The sequence below is a fragment of the Duncaniella freteri genome (genome assembly GCF_004766125.1).
In the GTDB taxonomy this organism is placed as follows: domain Bacteria; phylum Bacteroidota; class Bacteroidia; order Bacteroidales; family Muribaculaceae; genus Duncaniella; species Duncaniella freteri.
Genome location: NZ_SJSA01000001.1, coordinates 178,018 through 195,199 on the forward strand (window position 1 = coordinate 178,018; position 17,182 = coordinate 195,199).

General features: G+C 47.1%; 13 protein-coding genes. 9 read left to right on the forward strand and 4 right to left on the reverse strand.

Annotated features, from left to right (window positions below):
• Nucleotides 1-193: 193 nt before the first annotated feature.
• The 8 genes from EZ315_RS00950 to EZ315_RS00985 all read left to right on the forward strand — a co-directional run bounded on the left by EZ315_RS00950 (nucleotide 194) and on the right by EZ315_RS00985 (nucleotide 13,223).
• Nucleotides 194-2,128: a glycogen debranching enzyme N-terminal domain-containing protein gene (locus EZ315_RS00950; RefSeq protein WP_135469834.1), complete on the forward strand. Its 1,935-nt coding sequence runs from the start codon at nucleotides 194-196 to the stop codon at nucleotides 2,126-2,128.
• A 15-nt stretch (nucleotides 2,129-2,143) separates the two neighbouring features.
• A complete protein-coding gene (locus EZ315_RS00955) occupies nucleotides 2,144-3,403 on the forward strand; it encodes a glycosyltransferase (protein WP_135469836.1) in 1,260 nt (419 codons plus the stop codon).
• 44 nt (nucleotides 3,404-3,447) lie between these two features.
• The gene (locus EZ315_RS00960; RefSeq protein WP_135469839.1) at nucleotides 3,448-4,893 is read left to right on the forward strand and encodes a glycoside hydrolase family 57 protein; all 1,446 of its coding nucleotides are present in this window, start codon (nucleotides 3,448-3,450) and stop codon (nucleotides 4,891-4,893) included.
• Between the two features lie 118 nt (nucleotides 4,894-5,011).
• Nucleotides 5,012-5,701: a SprT-like domain-containing protein gene (locus tag EZ315_RS00965; RefSeq protein WP_135469842.1), complete on the forward strand. Its 690-nt coding sequence runs from the start codon at nucleotides 5,012-5,014 to the stop codon at nucleotides 5,699-5,701.
• A gap of 449 nt (nucleotides 5,702-6,150) precedes the next feature.
• Nucleotides 6,151-9,120, forward strand: a complete 2,970-nt coding sequence (locus tag EZ315_RS00970; RefSeq protein WP_170957416.1) for a SusC/RagA family TonB-linked outer membrane protein — start codon at nucleotides 6,151-6,153, stop codon at nucleotides 9,118-9,120.
• Nucleotides 9,121-9,154: 34 nt separating this feature from the next.
• Complete coding sequence (locus EZ315_RS00975; RefSeq protein WP_170957417.1) at nucleotides 9,155-10,702, forward strand: RagB/SusD family nutrient uptake outer membrane protein; 1,548 nt, start codon at nucleotides 9,155-9,157, stop codon at nucleotides 10,700-10,702.
• A 27-nt stretch (nucleotides 10,703-10,729) separates the two neighbouring features.
• A complete protein-coding gene (locus tag EZ315_RS00980) occupies nucleotides 10,730-11,623 on the forward strand; it encodes a DUF4843 domain-containing protein (protein ID WP_135469847.1) in 894 nt (297 codons plus the stop codon).
• A gap of 22 nt (nucleotides 11,624-11,645) precedes the next feature.
• Nucleotides 11,646-13,223, forward strand: coding sequence for a PKD-like family lipoprotein (locus tag EZ315_RS00985; protein WP_135469849.1), 1,578 nt, complete (start codon nucleotides 11,646-11,648; stop codon nucleotides 13,221-13,223).
• A 118-nt stretch (nucleotides 13,224-13,341) separates the two neighbouring features.
• Here the strand turns inward: EZ315_RS00985 and EZ315_RS00990 are convergent, their stop codons facing one another.
• Nucleotides 13,342-13,854: a hypothetical protein gene (locus EZ315_RS00990; protein ID WP_135469850.1), complete on the reverse strand. Its 513-nt coding sequence runs from the start codon at nucleotides 13,852-13,854 to the stop codon at nucleotides 13,342-13,344.
• Between the two features lie 81 nt (nucleotides 13,855-13,935).
• On the opposite strand from EZ315_RS00990, the gene EZ315_RS00995 reads away from it, so the two are divergent.
• A complete protein-coding gene (locus EZ315_RS00995; protein WP_135469852.1) occupies nucleotides 13,936-15,288 on the forward strand; it encodes a mechanosensitive ion channel family protein in 1,353 nt (450 codons plus the stop codon).
• Here the strand turns inward: EZ315_RS00995 and EZ315_RS01000 are convergent.
• Genes EZ315_RS01000 through EZ315_RS01010 form a run of 3 tightly spaced genes read right to left on the reverse strand, consistent with a single transcriptional unit; the run spans nucleotide 15,242 to nucleotide 17,174 of the window.
• Entirely contained in the window at nucleotides 15,242-15,934 is a 693-nt protein-coding gene (locus EZ315_RS01000; RefSeq protein WP_135469854.1) for an LrgB family protein, read from the reverse strand. The genes EZ315_RS00995 and EZ315_RS01000 overlap by 47 nt on opposite strands.
• A 9-nt stretch (nucleotides 15,935-15,943) precedes the next feature.
• Entirely contained in the window at nucleotides 15,944-16,291 is a 348-nt protein-coding gene (locus EZ315_RS01005; protein ID WP_135469856.1) for a CidA/LrgA family protein, read from the reverse strand.
• A complete protein-coding gene (locus tag EZ315_RS01010; RefSeq protein ID WP_135469858.1) occupies nucleotides 16,245-17,174 on the reverse strand; it encodes a DMT family transporter in 930 nt (309 codons plus the stop codon). The genes EZ315_RS01005 and EZ315_RS01010 overlap by 47 nt, the downstream gene beginning before the upstream one ends.
• Nucleotides 17,175-17,182: the final 8 nt, after the last annotated feature.

Here is a 17,182-nt window from a genome sequence, read left to right on the forward strand (position 1 = left end):
ATAGCTCCCGGACTGTTTTTATAAACATTTGCAGAAATACGCACTATAATTTGCATCTGTCACCAAAAAGTCATAAATTCGTGAATTTAAAAACCAAAACCACCTCTCTTCTTAATCTTTTCTCGCCTCATCGAATGTATACAGACCATAATCATAATTCTAACTGAAACTAATTATAAATCCATAAATATAAATGAGCTATCTTAAATTTGATAAGAACCTCATGATTAACCTGGAGCAATCCTTACCCAAGGAGATGCTTCGCACTAATCAAGCTGGAGCATATCACTGCACAACGATAGTTGACTGCAACACCCGCAAACAGCACGGATTGCTTGTAGTGCCTATTCCTGAAATGGGCAATTCGTGGCATGTGATGTTGTCATCACTCGACGAGACAGTGTACCAGCATGGGGCCCCTTTCAACTTAGGGCTGCATCGCTACAGCGGTGGTGTCATGAGCCCCAACGGACACAAGTATATAAGAGAATTTGACTGTGAGAGCGTACCACGGACCACATATCGCGTGGGCGGAGTGATTCTGACCAAAGAAAAGATCTTCATCTCCAATGAGAACCGCATTCTCATACGTTACACACTTGTAGAGGCACACTCAGCCACCACCCTGCGTTTCCGCCCTGTGCTTGCATTCCGTGAAGCAAACGAACTGTGCATAGCAAACGACACACTCAACACAGAGATACCGGAAATCGACAATGGAGTGTCGGCATGCCTGTATAAAGGCTATCCGCGCCTGTTCATGCAGTTCTCCCATAAGCCGTCATGGACCTATGATCCGCACTGGTACAATGGCTTCGAATATGTCAAGGACCTTGAACGCGGTGTGCCATACACCGAGGACCTTTGGGTGCCCGGATACTTCGAGGTTCCCATCAAGAAAGGAGAAAGCATCATCTTCTCAGCCGGGCTAAGCGAAGTATCCCCACGATCACTTGCCAGAATGTACGAAAAAGAGATCGCACAGCGCACATGCCGCACCTCATTCTTCAACTGCCTTAAGAACGCAGTCAAGCAATGCTACCTCAAGGATCATGAAAGCATGTATCTGCTGTCAGGCTATCCATGGGGGAAAACTCTCGCCCGCAACACATTTATGGCACTCCCCGGAGCCACTATCGCCATCAATCACCGCGAGGATTTCGAGAAAATCATGTCGACAGCGCTCAAGGCTCTCCGCAATTTCATGAAAACCGGCGAACTTGACCGGCGCATCATGGGGATCGACCTTCCTGACAACCCTTTATGGGCTGTGTGGGCTCTACAGCAATACGCCAAGGCCTATTCTCGCGAAGAAGCTTCAGCAAAATATCTCAGCGACATCCGTGCGATACTCGACTATATACTTGCCAACAAGCATCCGCTCCTGCACATAGACTCCGACAACGGAATGGTGAGCACCGACGGCACCGTAAAGCCTATGTCGTGGATGAATGCCTCACTTGGAGGGCGTCCAATCATTCCTCGCACAGGATACCTTGTTGAATTCAACGCATTGTGGTACAATGCTCTCATCTTCGCCACACGACTCACCCAAGGTGACGAGCAAGCCAAGTATCAGGCAGCAGCCGACAAGATGGCAGAACCATTTGTCCACACATTTCTCAACGACTACGGATATCTGTACGACTATGTAAACGGCACATATGCCGATCCGTCAGTCCGTCCCAACATGGCTATCGCTATCGGACTCGACTACAGCCCGCTTGACCGCCGTCAGCGCAAGCGTATTCTCGACATTGTGACACGTGAGCTCCTCACTCCAAAAGGACTGCGCACCTTATCTCCAAAAAGCTTCGGCTATCGCCCCAACTACCTCGGTTCGCCTGAAGACCGCGAGATAGCCCTGCACAACGGACCGTCCCGTCCATGGCTCATCGGATTCTATTCCGATGCATACCTCAAAGTGTTTGGCATGAGTGGCGTAAGCTATATCGACCGTATGCTCATCGGCTTTGAGGACGAGATGACTCAAGGCTGTATCGGATCACTCTCCCAGCTCTATGACGCCAATCCTCCATACGTAGGACGCGGTGCCATAAGCCATGTGACCAATGTGGCAGAAGTGTTGCGCACGCTCACCACTCTCAAAAAATTCATAATGGACTAAACCACTCTCACACACATGAAAGCATTAATGTTCGGGTGGGAATTTCCACCTCACATCCTCGGCGGTCTCGGCACCGCCAGCTACGGTCTCACTAAGGGCATGTGGGAGTGTGGCGACATGGATATCACCTTTGTCATACCCAAGCCCCACGGTGACGAGGAGCGTCACTTCGCCAATATTATCGGAATGTCGCAAGTGCCCATATGCTGGCGCGACGTCAACCGTGAATATGTACAGGGACGCATCGGCAACGTCATGGACCCGGATTTCTACTTCCGTCTGCGTGACCACATCTACGCCGACTTCAACTATATGCGCACCAACGATCTGGGATGCATCGAATTCTCAGGCCGCTACCCCGACAACCTTGTAGAAGAGATCAACAACTACTCCATATGTGCAGGAGTCATAGCCCGCACCATCGACTATGACGTGATCCACTCTCACGACTGGCTCACATATCCCGCCGGAATCCATGCCAAGCAGGTATCGGGCAAGCCGCTTGTGATCCACGTCCATGCCACAGAATTTGACCGTTCACGAGGGAAACCCAATCCCACCGTTTTCGGCATCGAGAAGGACGGCATGAACTATGCCGACCACATCATAACGGTAAGCAATCTTACCCGCGACACTGTGATTCACAACTACGGCATCGACCCGGCAAAGGTAACGACCGTTCACAATGCCGTGACACCTCTTACCCCCGAGCAGCTCAATGTGCCGGAACACAAATCGAAGGACAAGGTGGTAACGTTCCTCGGTCGCATCACCATGCAGAAAGGTCCGGAATATTTCGTGGAAGCTGCTGCAAAGGTGCTCAAGAACAATCCTAACGTCCGATTCGTGATGGCAGGAAGTGGCGATATGATGAACAAGATGATACTCCTTGCTGCTGAGCGAGGAATATCCGACCGCTTCCATTTCCCAGGATTCCAGAGAGGAAGCCAGGTGTACGAAATGTTAAAAGCATCCGATGTATATGTGATGCCATCAGTGTCAGAACCTTTCGGCATATCACCCCTTGAGGCCATGCAGATGGGAGTGCCATCCATCATCTCCAAACAGAGCGGATGTGCCGAAATCCTCACAAACGTCATCAAGACCGACTATTGGGATATCGACGCAATGGCTGACGCCATCAACTCTATCGTCACATATCCGGCAATGTACACCCAGCTTCGAGAGGACGGACTCAACGAAGTCAACCAGATCACCTGGGATAAGGCAGGAAGGAAAGTGATAGATATATACAACAAGGTGCTCGGTCGATGATGCACCTATCCCGAAACATTTAAATAACAAACACCCAACCATATATGAAAGCTATCTGCTTCTATTTTCAGATTCACCAGCCATTCCGTCTGAAGAGATACCGTTTCTTCGACATAGGCAACGACCACTATTACTATGATGACTTCGCCAACGACGATATCATCACCCGCATAGCCGAGCGCAGCTATATACCGGCAGCCCAAAGCCTGCTCAAGATGATTGAGACCACCAAAGGAGCATTCAAATGCGCAATCTCAATCACCGGCACAGCACTCGAACAATTCGAGCTATACGTGCCCGAATTCATTGACTTACTCAAGAAACTCGCAGCCACAGGATGTGTGGAATTTCTCGCCGAGACCTATGCCCACTCACTCGCATCACTCGCTGATCCTGAAGAGTTTGCCAATCAGGTAAAAGTTCATGACGACAAAATCAAAGAGCTTTTCGGACAGTCGCCTAAAGTGTTACGCAACACCGAGCTGATATATTGCGACGATCTCGCCCCTCAGATACTTGAGATGGGCTATAAAGGCGTGATCACCGAAGGAGCCAAGCACATACTTGGATGGAAGTCTCCCAACTATGTATATTCAGCGGCATCAGCCCCGAAACTGAAAATCATGCTGAAGAACGACAAGTTCTCAAGCGACATCTCCGACCGCTTCGCCAACACATCCTGGGACGAATATCCTCTGACTGCCGACAAATACATCTCATGGATAGCATCGACTCCGGAGGACCAACAGATCATCAACCTGTTCATGAATCTTGAAGTGTTCGGTGACTTCCAGCCACGCGAGACAGGAATATTCCAGTTCCTTGAAGCCCTCCCGCGCTTCGCTGCTGAAAAGGGCATCGAATTCTGGACCCCTTCTACAGCAGTAAGCAAGCTCAAGGCTGTGGACTCTCTGCCGGTGCTCCACCCCATCAGCTGGGCTGACGAAGCACGCGATACCAGCGCATGGCTTGGAAACAAACTTCAGAAAGAAGCTTTCGATAAACTCTACAGCGTAAGTGAGCGCGTGCGTCTATGCGAGGACCGCCGTCTGAAACAGGACTGGTATTATCTCCAGGCTGCCGATCATTTCTTCTACATGTCTACAAAAAACATGCATGACGGTTCGGTACATTCGCAATTCTCGCCATATGACACACCATTCGATGCATTCACCAACTACATGAATGTGCTTGCCGACTTCATTGTTCGCGTAGAAGCCCAGTACCCCATGAGCATCGACAACGAAGAACTCTCCTCGCTCCTGACCACCATACGCAATCAGGAGCGCGAGATTGAGACACTCAACAAGGAAGCAGAATCAATGCGCAAGAATATCGAGCACTTTAACGAGGAACACCTGCTCCGCGAAAAAGAGACCGAGAAACCCGCTGCGCCCAAGACGAGAAAAACAGCCTCAAAAACAAAAAAAGAGACTGAGCCCAAGAAAGTAACTGCAAAGAAAGCTACAGCAAAGAAAAAAGCTGAATAACCCACTATTTACAGGACATCAGTCTTAAATTCATGGAACCATAAGGGCATATCTGATACCCTTATGGTTCCATGAATTTAAGACTGCTTATGTGATACCATCATCCCAACCGACACCCATGCGACCGACCATTGAGTATATTGAAAAACGGTTTGACGAATACAACAGCCAGATGTTCGGCGGACATCTCCCACGCATCCCGATAAAACTGAGTGACGCCAGGACCTTTCTTGGGCAATTTGTCTCCAAGATACGCACATTGCCTGACGGAAGTCGTGAATATTACGATTTCGAACTACGCATAAGCACACGTATCAGCCTTCCGCAAAGAACAATCGACGACACCATAATCCATGAGATGATACACTATTTCATCCACTACAACCACCTTCCTGACCGCACCCCGCATGGCCCGATATTCCGGTCAATAATGAACGGAATAAATGCTTCATACGGCAGGAACATAACCATCTCACACCGAATCACCCCAGAAGAAAAATCAGAGGCTATCTCTCGCCCGATATGGCATATAATAGCCGTGATGCATTTCAATAGTCCCACAAAAAAAATCGGAATAAAAGTGCTGCCAAGGAATGCTCAAAAAGTCATAGCATACTGCAACCATGTAAGTCGCTCCCCAGAAATAGACCGGATCGAATTATACCTACACAATGATCCGTATTTCAACCGATATCCGACATCAGCCACCCTACGTTATCACGCGACCACCCATTCCGACCTAATGCCACACCTCTGCGGAGCACGCCTCCTCACAATACATGCCGACACACTTGCTTATGCCAAATAGAACATTCAACCAATACTCAATACATTCCAGTGGTCAATACTTATAACATATTCTAATATAAGGCGCAAACCAATAAGTGTCGTATTGACACTTTTTACCTAAAATCATTTTTTTCTTTCCGCTGTCGGATGTTTTAACAGATTTTTATTCCAAAAAATTCATACTATTCAAACTTTTTACAACATTTTCTTGTTTTTTACATTTTTTATTCATTAATTTGCAATACAGATACCAAATCGTGTAATCGCAGTGTCTAACATATGAACCATATTTAGCCAATTTTCAACACATTATAAACCAATCCAAAAAATCACAAGCATGAGTAAAATCGGAATGCGGTTTGCAGCATCTTTAGCTGTTATATGCCTGTATATGGGGGGGTAAACCTCATTGATGCACAGACAGTTACAACAGCAGAAAGCACAAAAAACAATGTGTACCGCGGTGTCGTGATTGACGAAGAAGGAGAACCACTACCCGGAGTGTCAGTCATTGTTGTAGGGAAAAAAGCTATAGGCACAGCCACTGATGTAGACGGAAACTTCATATTCAACTATAGCGAACCTAAAGCCAGGCTAAAATTCACATATGTGGGCATGAAGCCTCAGGAAATACGTGCCACAGCCGGCAACAAGGTGACAGTACGTCTTGAGAACGACGCAACCACCCTTGGTGAAACCGTTGTGAACGGCATATATACACGTAATATCGAGAGCTTTACAGGATCAGTCTCCACATTCCGTGGCGATGACCTCAAAGCTATAGCCCCACAGGGCATTCTTAAAAGTCTTGCCATACTCGACCCGTCGATCGTGATGACCGACAACACTCAGTTCGGCTCCAACCCGAACCAACTTGCCGACATATCCATTAACGGCAAAATGAACGTACAGGCACTATCTGCCGAATATGAGACTGACCCCAACCAGCCTCTATTCATTCTTGACGGATTCGAATCAACACTACAGACTATCAGCGACCTCAATATGGACCGTGTAGAAAGCATCTCTGTATTAAAAGATGCCTCAGCAACGGCTATATACGGCTCCAAAGCAGCAAATGGTGTTATCGTAGTTGAGACAAAGAAACCATCGGCAGGACGTCTGCGCCTCACATACAACGGATCAATACAGGTGGGATGGGCTGACCTCAGTGACTACAATCTCATGGACGCCAATGACAAACTAAGATATGAGCTCCTTTCCGGCGAATATGACGGCGACAAAGGTCTTGATGAGAACGGACTCCCAATAGAAGAATACCAGCGAAGCAGATACTTTGAACGTCTCCGCCTTGTTGAGTCAGGTCGTGACACATACTGGATGAACGAACCTCTGCGCACAGCATTCACCCAAAACCACAATGTATATATTGATGGTGGAGATTCTGCATTCCGCTATGGTGCCGGACTCTCCTACGGAAAAACACAAGGTGTCATGAAAAATTCTGACCGAGAAGTGATCAACGGCAACATCACTCTTTCTTATCGCGTGGAGAATTTTAATTTCACTAATCAGACAACGATCAACAACACTACTGCCAACAACGAAACCGTATCATTCAGCAACTTTGCCCGAATGAACCCTTTCTACACAAAATACAATGAAAACGGAGAGATTCCCAAATACGTATTCAGTGAAGGTCTCGGTGCCACTCCGATATGGAATCCATTATGGGACTTCATACAGAACAGCTTCAATAAAAGCTCCAATACAGGCATTACTGACAACTTCCAGTTCGAATGGCGAGCCACTAATCAACTGCGCCTGCGCGGCAGTTTCCAATATAGCCTGAATAAACTCAACACTGAGAGATTCATATCACCGAATGAGACCAGCCAGGCTACAAAATCCGAGCTGGACCGAGGACAATACACTGAAGGAAACACCACCAGTACAAGCTATAACGGCAGGATCAATGCAACATATGGCGCATTTTGGGGTGACCATACATTCAATGCTGTTGGTGGTATGCAATTCTCACAAAACTCATCCAAGAACAGTACATTCTCAGCCAAAGGCTACCTGTCCGACAAGTTCTCCAACCCCAACTTCTCGGTAGGATATCCCGAAGGTGGCAAACCATCGTCAGCCGATACAAAGAGCCGCAGTGTCAGCTTCTATGCCAACTTGAACTATGCCTACGCAATGCGCTACCTGCTCGATTTCAACCTGTCGCGCAACGGAGCATCACAGTTTGGTATAGATGATCCGTTCACCAATACCTGGTCGGTGGGTTTAGGATGGAACGTCCACAATGAGAAATGGTTCCATAACAACAAGTACATCTCATACCTCAAACTGCATGCCTCGTATGGTAACCCTGGCAACCAGAACTATGACGCCAAACTCGCATCAAGCATATACAACTACACCAACGAATACATCAATCCATTCGGTCTTTCAGCACTTGTCAGCCAATGGGGCAACAACTGGCTCGAATGGCAGAAAACAAAGACATATAATATCGGTTTGACCACCACCATGTTCGAGAACAAACTGTCGTTCAATATTGACTATCAGATACGCAAGTCAAATCCCATGCTCGTGAGAATTCAGCTCCCGAGTTCGACCGGCACAACCACTGCTCCCATGAATATCGGAGGCACCGACAACCGTTCAGTCTCTGTGGCTGCCACATATTACATATTACGCAAAGGCGACCTCAACTGGTACGTAAGTGCAAACCTCAACCACAACACCACCGACTACTACAATATCGGTAAGACTCTTGAAAAATACAACAAGGACGGAAAGGATGAAGCAGGAAAGACTGAAGGAAGAAATCTCAGCAAGGCTCTCACACGAATGTACGACGGTGCAAGCACCACCGGACTCTATGCAGTGCGTTCGGCAGGCATCGACCCGGCAACAGGCAACGAGGTGTTCATACGCAAGGACGGCACTTACACATTTGAATGGGACCCCGAGGATGAAGTCCTGGTAGGAGACACCAACCCCAAATTTACCGGATCATTCAGCACTTCGCTCCTATATAAAGGCTTCTCTTTCGGAGCAGCATTCACCTACCGTACAGGTGGAGACGTTGTCCTTTCCACACTTATGGATAAAGTCGAGAACATAGGCAAAGACCAGATCAAACAGAACCAAGACCGCCGTGCCCTCACCGACCGATGGAAAAAGCCAGGTGACATAGCCAAATACAAGCGCATCGATGACCACAGTGTATCTCATGCCAGCAGTCGATTCATTGCCACTGAACACACTATCGAATGCTCATCCATCAACATAGGATACCGCACCACTCAATGGCCGTTCCTGCGCACAATGGGTATGACATCAATCGACATCCGTGCTTACATGAACGACATATTCCGCATATCCAACATCAAAGAAGAGCGCGGCATCGACTACCCGTTCCAGCGTTCATTCTCTCTTTCCATCGGACTGGGCTTCTAATTTCGTCATAATCTTAACAATATCAATCATGAAAATGAAATTCAATATATTACCCATAGCCATCACCGCTGTGCTCGGAGCCGGAATGTCATCATGCAACGACTGGCTCAGAGTAGATATGGAGGACAAAGTGATGGAAAAAACCATGTTTAGCGACTACAAAGGCTATTGCACCGCTCTCAACGGAATATATATCGGCATGAACGGCCTATACAGCAATCAGCTGTCAACAGGAGCAATTGATGTAATGGCACAATACTACAACGTGACCGAAAACAACAGTCATTCCAAACGACTTTATGCCGGATACAAATATAACGATCCTTCAATAAAGACATCCATCGAAAACATCTGGCAGACACTGTATAACCTTATCGCTAACACAAACGTGGTGATAGAACACACCGAGACAGGAGATGTCCTGAATGAAAAACAGAGAGGCATCATACGCGGAGAAGCATTCGCCCTCAGAGCCTTCCTTCATTTCGACCTGTTACGCCTGTTCGGACCCATATACAGCACATCACCCGACCAGGTATGCATCCCATATCAGGAATCATCACAACGCGTCATACAACCCCTCCTCCCTGCCAGTGAAGTACTCGGAAAAATCATCAATGACCTGAAAGAAGCAGAGTCATTGCTGTCACAGTATGACCCGATCATCACGGAAGGTGTAGGCAACATTCTGACCAATGACGACGGCGTATCGACCTACGACACATCATTCCGACAGCTCCGCCTCAACTACTATGCGGTAGAGGCGATGCTCGCTCGTGCTTATCTGTGGAAAGGCGACAAAACCGAAGCATACAAATATGCCAAGACCAATGTCATTGACAAAGTAACCACCGAAGATCTTGAGGTATTCCCCTGGGTGACCCTAAGCCAGATTGACGCAGAAGGAAAGAACGACTACCTGTTCTCTTCAGAAGTAATATTCTCACTCTACAACTCCAAAAGAGTCGACAATGTGCTACGCGCCAACTTCATATCAACACTGACCCTCGCAAACCGACTCACATTTGTCGGGTCGAGCCTCTCAAGCAACTCCAAAGTAGCCACTTTCTATGATGATCTCGGCGACTATCGCAGGAAAATGTGGTCAACCATAGACCCAACCGATGAGGAAATCGAAGCCGCCGGTCCATGGGGAGAAGCTCTGCCCACACTCGTGTTCAATAAATATGATGAATTCACCAAGGATGCCATAAACAATTCAACCGGCACTGTCACCACCTATCGTTTCATGGTTCCGCTCATACGCCTGAGCGAAATGTACCTGATTGCGGCTGAGAGTTCACCAAACACAACTGAAGCTCTTGAACTAATCAATACTCTACGTCTGCACCGCAACTGCCGAGACCTCCCCGCCGACACTGATATCGACAGAGCGATAACATATGAGATGGCTCGTGAAGTGATTGGCGAAGGACAGTTATTCTACTTCTACAAACGTCGTGCCATGACCGAAATCATCTCCGGCACATCCATTGATGGCAAATATAATATGCAGTTAAGCAACTATACATTGCCATTGCCTGACTCGGAAATTGAAGAAAGAAATATTTCAAATCTATAATAAATTTACACCTCTATATAATTCACTATGAAGATTTTAAGATTCCTAATGGTGCCCATAGCTGCATTGATTGCAATGAGCAGCTGTAGCAAACATGAGATCGAAAACTATAGCGGAGTCGATGCGATATTCTTTGACCAGCAGCACTTAGGTGCGGCTCACGAAAGCTGGATAATACTCAAACGCCTCACCCACAAGAACTATACATTGGTCAACTTTAACAAGATTCTTGAATCCGACAGCCTTTTACGCATAAAGATCGAAACGACCGGTTATCTAAAGGACTATGAACGACCTTTCCGTATAGAAGTAGTTGCCGACAGTACCGATGCAATAGAGGGAGAAGAATTTGAACTCATCAATCCCAATCTCTCGATCCTTCCGGGCGAGAACACAACATTCATGGAGGTAAAGGTCCACAAGACCGAACGAATGCTTGAGCAGGGATATCGAGTACAGTTCAGACTCATACCCGGCGAACATTTCACACTCCCATTCGGACAAAAAGGTATCGGAAATATGCCACTCAGAGACTCCGGAGACAATGATCCCGAATATGGCAAGAACTCCGATCCTTCAGTACATAATCTTTATATCACAGCTGAGCTGACACAGCCTGATCAATGGCCCTCTGTACCTGGGCATATACATTACCTGGGCACATTCTCAAAGAAAAAATATAAACTGATCCTGGAGTTATGCAAACCATACGGATGGGGTATCCTTGAATGGGAAAATCCCCAAAAGATGCCTATGGACCGCCTCAACATAATAAAGCAGACCACTGCATCTTATCTGGTAAAGCAGTATGAACTCGGACGCGAACACTGGGTTATCGACGAAGACGGCTCTATGATGTGGGTAAAAACCTGTCCGTGGTCTGACGGAGCACGTCCGGAGGATCTTGTAGACAAAAACTAAAATCGTATAAATATCGACAAATATGATAACAAAATATATTCTACCTGTGGTCGCAATTGCCTTGGCAGCAACATCATGTGTCGAGGACAAAGGCAACTATGAGTACACTGAACTCAATGAGGTGTCAATCGATGAGGTTGAGGAACGTTACAACGTACTGTCACAACTTGACGATCTTGTCATCAAGCCTAAAGTCACAGGATCATTGTCAGGCGAACAACTCGACAACTACGAATTCAAATGGCACATATGCAACGGCGGAGTAACTTCAAACAATGGAGCTCCTCACACCCATAAAGTCATCGGACATGAAAAGGATCTCAACTGGCACGTAGATATAGAATCCGGAAGCTACAGCATCATATACACTGTATCAGAGAAAAATACAGGAATCGAGTCTACGTTCAGCATACCGCTGACTGTATCCAGCCCCAACTCCAAAGGATTTCTCTTGTATGGCGGAGTCAATGGGTCATCCACAATCGGTCTGGACATGCTCTCCATGCCTATCAATCGTGACACAGTAATGATCGAGGATGTATTCGATAATTCACAGCTCAATCTCACATCTCCGCGTAAATTATTTTATTCAGGCACACACTACAACAAAGACCCGGAGACATCCGATGCCATAAAGTTCTACATGATGACTGAGGATGAGACATACCTGATGAATATAGGTGATAAATTCACAATAGCCTCAACCTTCAGCGCACTTGGAAAGATTGATTGCCAATACGACATTAAGCGGCCCATCCGTCCTGTGGATGTATTCCCGAAAGGAGGCTACAACATGTCATCCAATCTCAGCAACCGACTAAGGATGTACATGACCGAGGACGCGATCTTTGCCAACAGCTTTATGGGACTGGAGTACTATGCACTACCTGCCAACAGATATTCCAACACAGCGACATCCCCCCTCTTTAAATTCTATCCTGACATATTCTTTAATATCCCGGCATTATCCAACTATTCTGCAACGGCCTATATCTACGATACCGACAGTGACAAATTAGTGACATTCTCTATCAATTTCGGTAATGTGGAGAAATCCGTTGAAATTGAAGACAAACCAAACGATGCCTGGTCATTTGATTTCAAAAAGGAGAACAGAAAACTTGTATATGGAGAATCGGGATACAGCTCCTCAGGTCTGATATATCTTCTTGTCAAGGACAGCAATAACGGCGATCTGTTCATATACACCATGGATAGAAACAAGAACAAGAACCTGTTCCCCGTCGACAAGAATATAGCTGAGGGCATCGAGAACGGTAAATTCATGTGTTTCTCACCGGCACGCTATTCGTTGTTTTATGCAATAGGAAACACCATATATCAATATGATTATAATATCGGAAGCCAAAAGCTGATCAAGACAGCTTTGGATAGCGAAATCACATTCTTAGAAACAGAATACCAGTCCGGACATAAGTCCGACCAGCTTATTGTAGCTACCTGGAGCGACAGTGATAAAGGCATGATATATAAATATGATGTAAACACCAATCCGAATATTACTGAGATCAAGCTACGAGAGCGCGACCAGTGGCCCACTCGACTAAAAATCAAGGATATTGAATGGTTTAATTACTAATCAACGGATTGTTCTTTTAATCAGACATACAGCATAATCCGCCATTCGGTATGCCAGTACAGTTTTTGTCCCGGAATGCATTAGCTTCCGGGATATTTTTATATAAGATGGTCAGAACCTATATCAACCTTTTGGTGACATGTATACCTGGACGGTTGTGGAGAGTGAGAGATGATGCCATGACCACAGCCCCTGACGGCAGTTCGGAACGATAGGTGATGAAGTAGTGTTCCGGAGCCATGAAATCAAGTATGAACGATGCTGTATCGACAGGCATACCATCCTCACGACCGCTTACAATACGTTCGCGTATCACAACATCAAATCCCTTAAGCTCTATAGCAAGGCTCACTGCCCCACGGTCTGTTACATCAGTCAATCCGTGACGCCTTAACACTACAGAACCATCATCAAAACATATAAACTCAATAGCCGGCTCCACCAGATGCGTGCCATCACATACCTTTTCTCTTGAGATCACACCTGACAGAAGAATCTCCCTCACCGGTCCAGGAGCGGCACGCTTTCCACATAAAGCCACCACCATCGCAGCTATTGTGACAGCTATAACATAGAATTCGACGGATTGCAATATCGAGGCAAGCAGCATAATATTCTTGTTGAAAGACACAAATTTAGCAATTATGGCGGAGAGCGCAAACCCCATCAGGGATTGAAACGTTAATCATGTACACGTTTTAACATTTTGATTATGCTTACCGCCGATATCATTCCTTCCCACAAAGTGGCACAATGGCTCCTTTCTCACATCCATCGGTTCCTTAACTGGTTCGGTCTGGAAAAAGACCGTGTCACGGAAGAGTTCCTGTATACCGCCATCATCGTGATCGCCGCCCTTTTCATAGGCTGGGCGATAGGGAATCTCGTGAGGATGATTGTGCGCAAATGGGTGAAAGTACGTCGGCCCGAACTGGCACAAGAACTGGTGCAGAAACATGTGATAGTCCATTGCTGTCGCATCATCCCTCCTCTTGTCATACTCGGGCTACTGCCTTTTGCATTTACCGGACACTCCATAATCAATACTATAATAATGCGCGGGCTACTCATATACACCTCTATAGTAGTGTGCATGGCAATATGCTCAGTCTCCTCATTCACGTGGGCTCGTCTTGAAGAAAAACGCAACACCCGAAACCTCCCACTCAGAGGGATTCTCGACACTATAATAGGGATACTATGGGTGATAACCGTTATTGTATGCGTAGCCATTCTTGTCAACAGGTCACCAGTGGCACTGCTCACCGGACTTGGTGCTTTCGCGGCTGTGCTGATGCTTGTGTTCAAGGACAGTATCCTCGGACTGGTAGCCGGACTACAGCTCTCCCAAAATGACATGTTGCATGTAGGAGACTGGATAGTAGTACCCTCGACCATAGCCAACGGCATAGTGACCGATGTGTCGCTTACAGCAGTAAAGGTTCGCAACTGGGACAACACCATTGTCACCCTTCCGCCCTATACCCTTGTTTCCGGCTCGTTCCAGAACTGGCGGGGAATGAGCCAGAGCGGTGTGCGTCAGATCGCACGGTCAATACTTGTCGACATATACACGATCACGCAAGCCACCCCGGAATTCCTGAATACGATAATAGTGCGCTTCCCTATCCTCAAATCGTATATCGAAAAACTTGAGACATCGAAGGAAACTATCTTCGACCCTGGCACAGCCACGGTCAACGGCACTATTGAGACTAACCTCGGACTTTATCGTGCCTACCTGTGTGAATGGCTGCTCAACAATCCTTCCATATCTTCATCCAATCAGATACTTGTACGCCTGCTTGCCCCAACAGAGTACGGCATACCACTACAGGTATGGTGCTTCACATCCACCACGGCATGGACCGCATATGAGGCTATACAGAGTGCGCTTTTCGAGCACATAGCAGTCACAGCTCCTGAGTTCGGACTCAGACTGTTCAACGACACATCGGGAGCTGATGTGCTCTCCATCGACACCATCCCTGATCCGGAAGTCCTGAATCAAGCAGCATCTACACCCCAAGAATCTCAAGAAGAGGACCGGCAAGCACAGAAGTAAGAACACCGTTCAGAATAAGCCCCACTGTGGCATATGCCCCATAACGCTCCGAAAGCTGATTTACACGGCTTGTGCCGATGACATGGGCTGCGGTGCCCATACTGATGCCCTGAGCTACAGGACTGCTGATATTTCCGAAACTCAACACTTTGAGCCCCACCACGGCTCCAAGCAGCCCCACAAGCACCACGATGGATGCCGTCAGCGATGGAATTCCGCCAAGATGCCCGGTTATCTCTATGGCGATGGCATTGGTCACCGACTTTGGAGCAAGCGAGATGATCACCTCTCGCGACGCGCCCATCCATTGAGCAATAAGCACCACCGATACTATCCCTACAACACATCCTGCAAGTTCACACATGAATATCGGCACAAGCTGCTTGCGTATGGTGCGCAGTTGAGTATAAAGCGGTAGTCCGAGAGCAACTATGGCGGGCTTAAGCCAAAATTCTATCATCGAACCCGGACGAGAATACTGCTCATAACTTATCCCTGTTATCTCAAGGAACCCTATGAGCACCGCCACAGAAACAAGCACCGGATGAAGGGCGGAGATACCGGTAAAGTCGCGCAAACGGCCTGCGCCGTAATAGACCATAAAGGTCAACGCAACGAGAAAAATATCACTTTCTATGAACTGCATGACGGAATATCACTTTCTATGAACTGCATGACGGAAATACTGATGGACCCGCCCTGTGACAAGAAGCACAAGCGCAGTGCTCACCACAGTAGCTACGGTTATTGCAAGCCATGAATCGGCTATAATATCAAAATAAAGCATAAGCGCGACACCTGGAGGGACAAAGAAAAATCCCATATTAGACACCAGGAACCGACACATCGGACCCACATCCTCGACCTTGATAACTTTCTTCTCAAGAAGAGCTGTGAGCAGCAACATGCCAAGGATACTTCCCGGAATGGAAATCCCCGTGAGCCATACTATGAACTCACCTACCGCGAGACAGCCGAATATGACGGAACATTGCTTTACCATGACTGAATAATTTTGTTGGGCTTGATACCAATACGAACACAGCTGCAAGAATCAGCACTATACCTGCAACGGCCTTCAATGTGAGCAACTCACTGAACACAAACACTCCTATCACCACTCCTGTCACCGGCTCCAAAGCACCGAGAATGGACACAGGCACCGACCCGATAAGCTGCACTGCCACAGCCACAGTCAGAATCGACACGATGGTGGGGAACACTGAAATTCCCGCCATGCAGGCAAGCCCGAGCGGATTGGCAGGAACACCCTGCAACTGCGACAAACCCTTGAGCTGAACTATAAATACCGTAATACCAAAAAGCAAGGAATAGAATGTCAACGTAGGACCAGCAAGGCTCCTTAGACTCGTCTTATTGATCAGTACCATGTATATCGAATAGCTCAATGCCGAAAGCACCACCAGAACCATTCCGATACCGGTCACATGAGCTCCAGGACCAGGATTGGCAAGACACACCACTCCTGCAATGGATATCAGAATGGCTATAAACGTGGCAAGAGAAATCCTCTGCCTATAGAATATCCACAGTATCAATGCGATAATGACAGGCTCCACAAACAACATCGTGGATGCAAGTCCTACATCCATATAATTGTACGCCTCAAAAAGACCTACTGACGACAACGCAAACAATACACCCTGAATGAACATCAACGGTATCTGTCGAGGAGCAAGCCTGAAACTATCGCCACGCTTAAGCATCACGAGCCCAAGAATCAATGTGGCGAGCACATAACGATAAAACAGCACCGAACCTACAGTGAGCCCCATCTCATATAAAGGGACTGCAAAAAGCGGATTTGTGCCATAGCTTATGGCAGCAACCGCTCCGAGAATATAACCTTTAGTTGTACCTTTCATATTTTTTA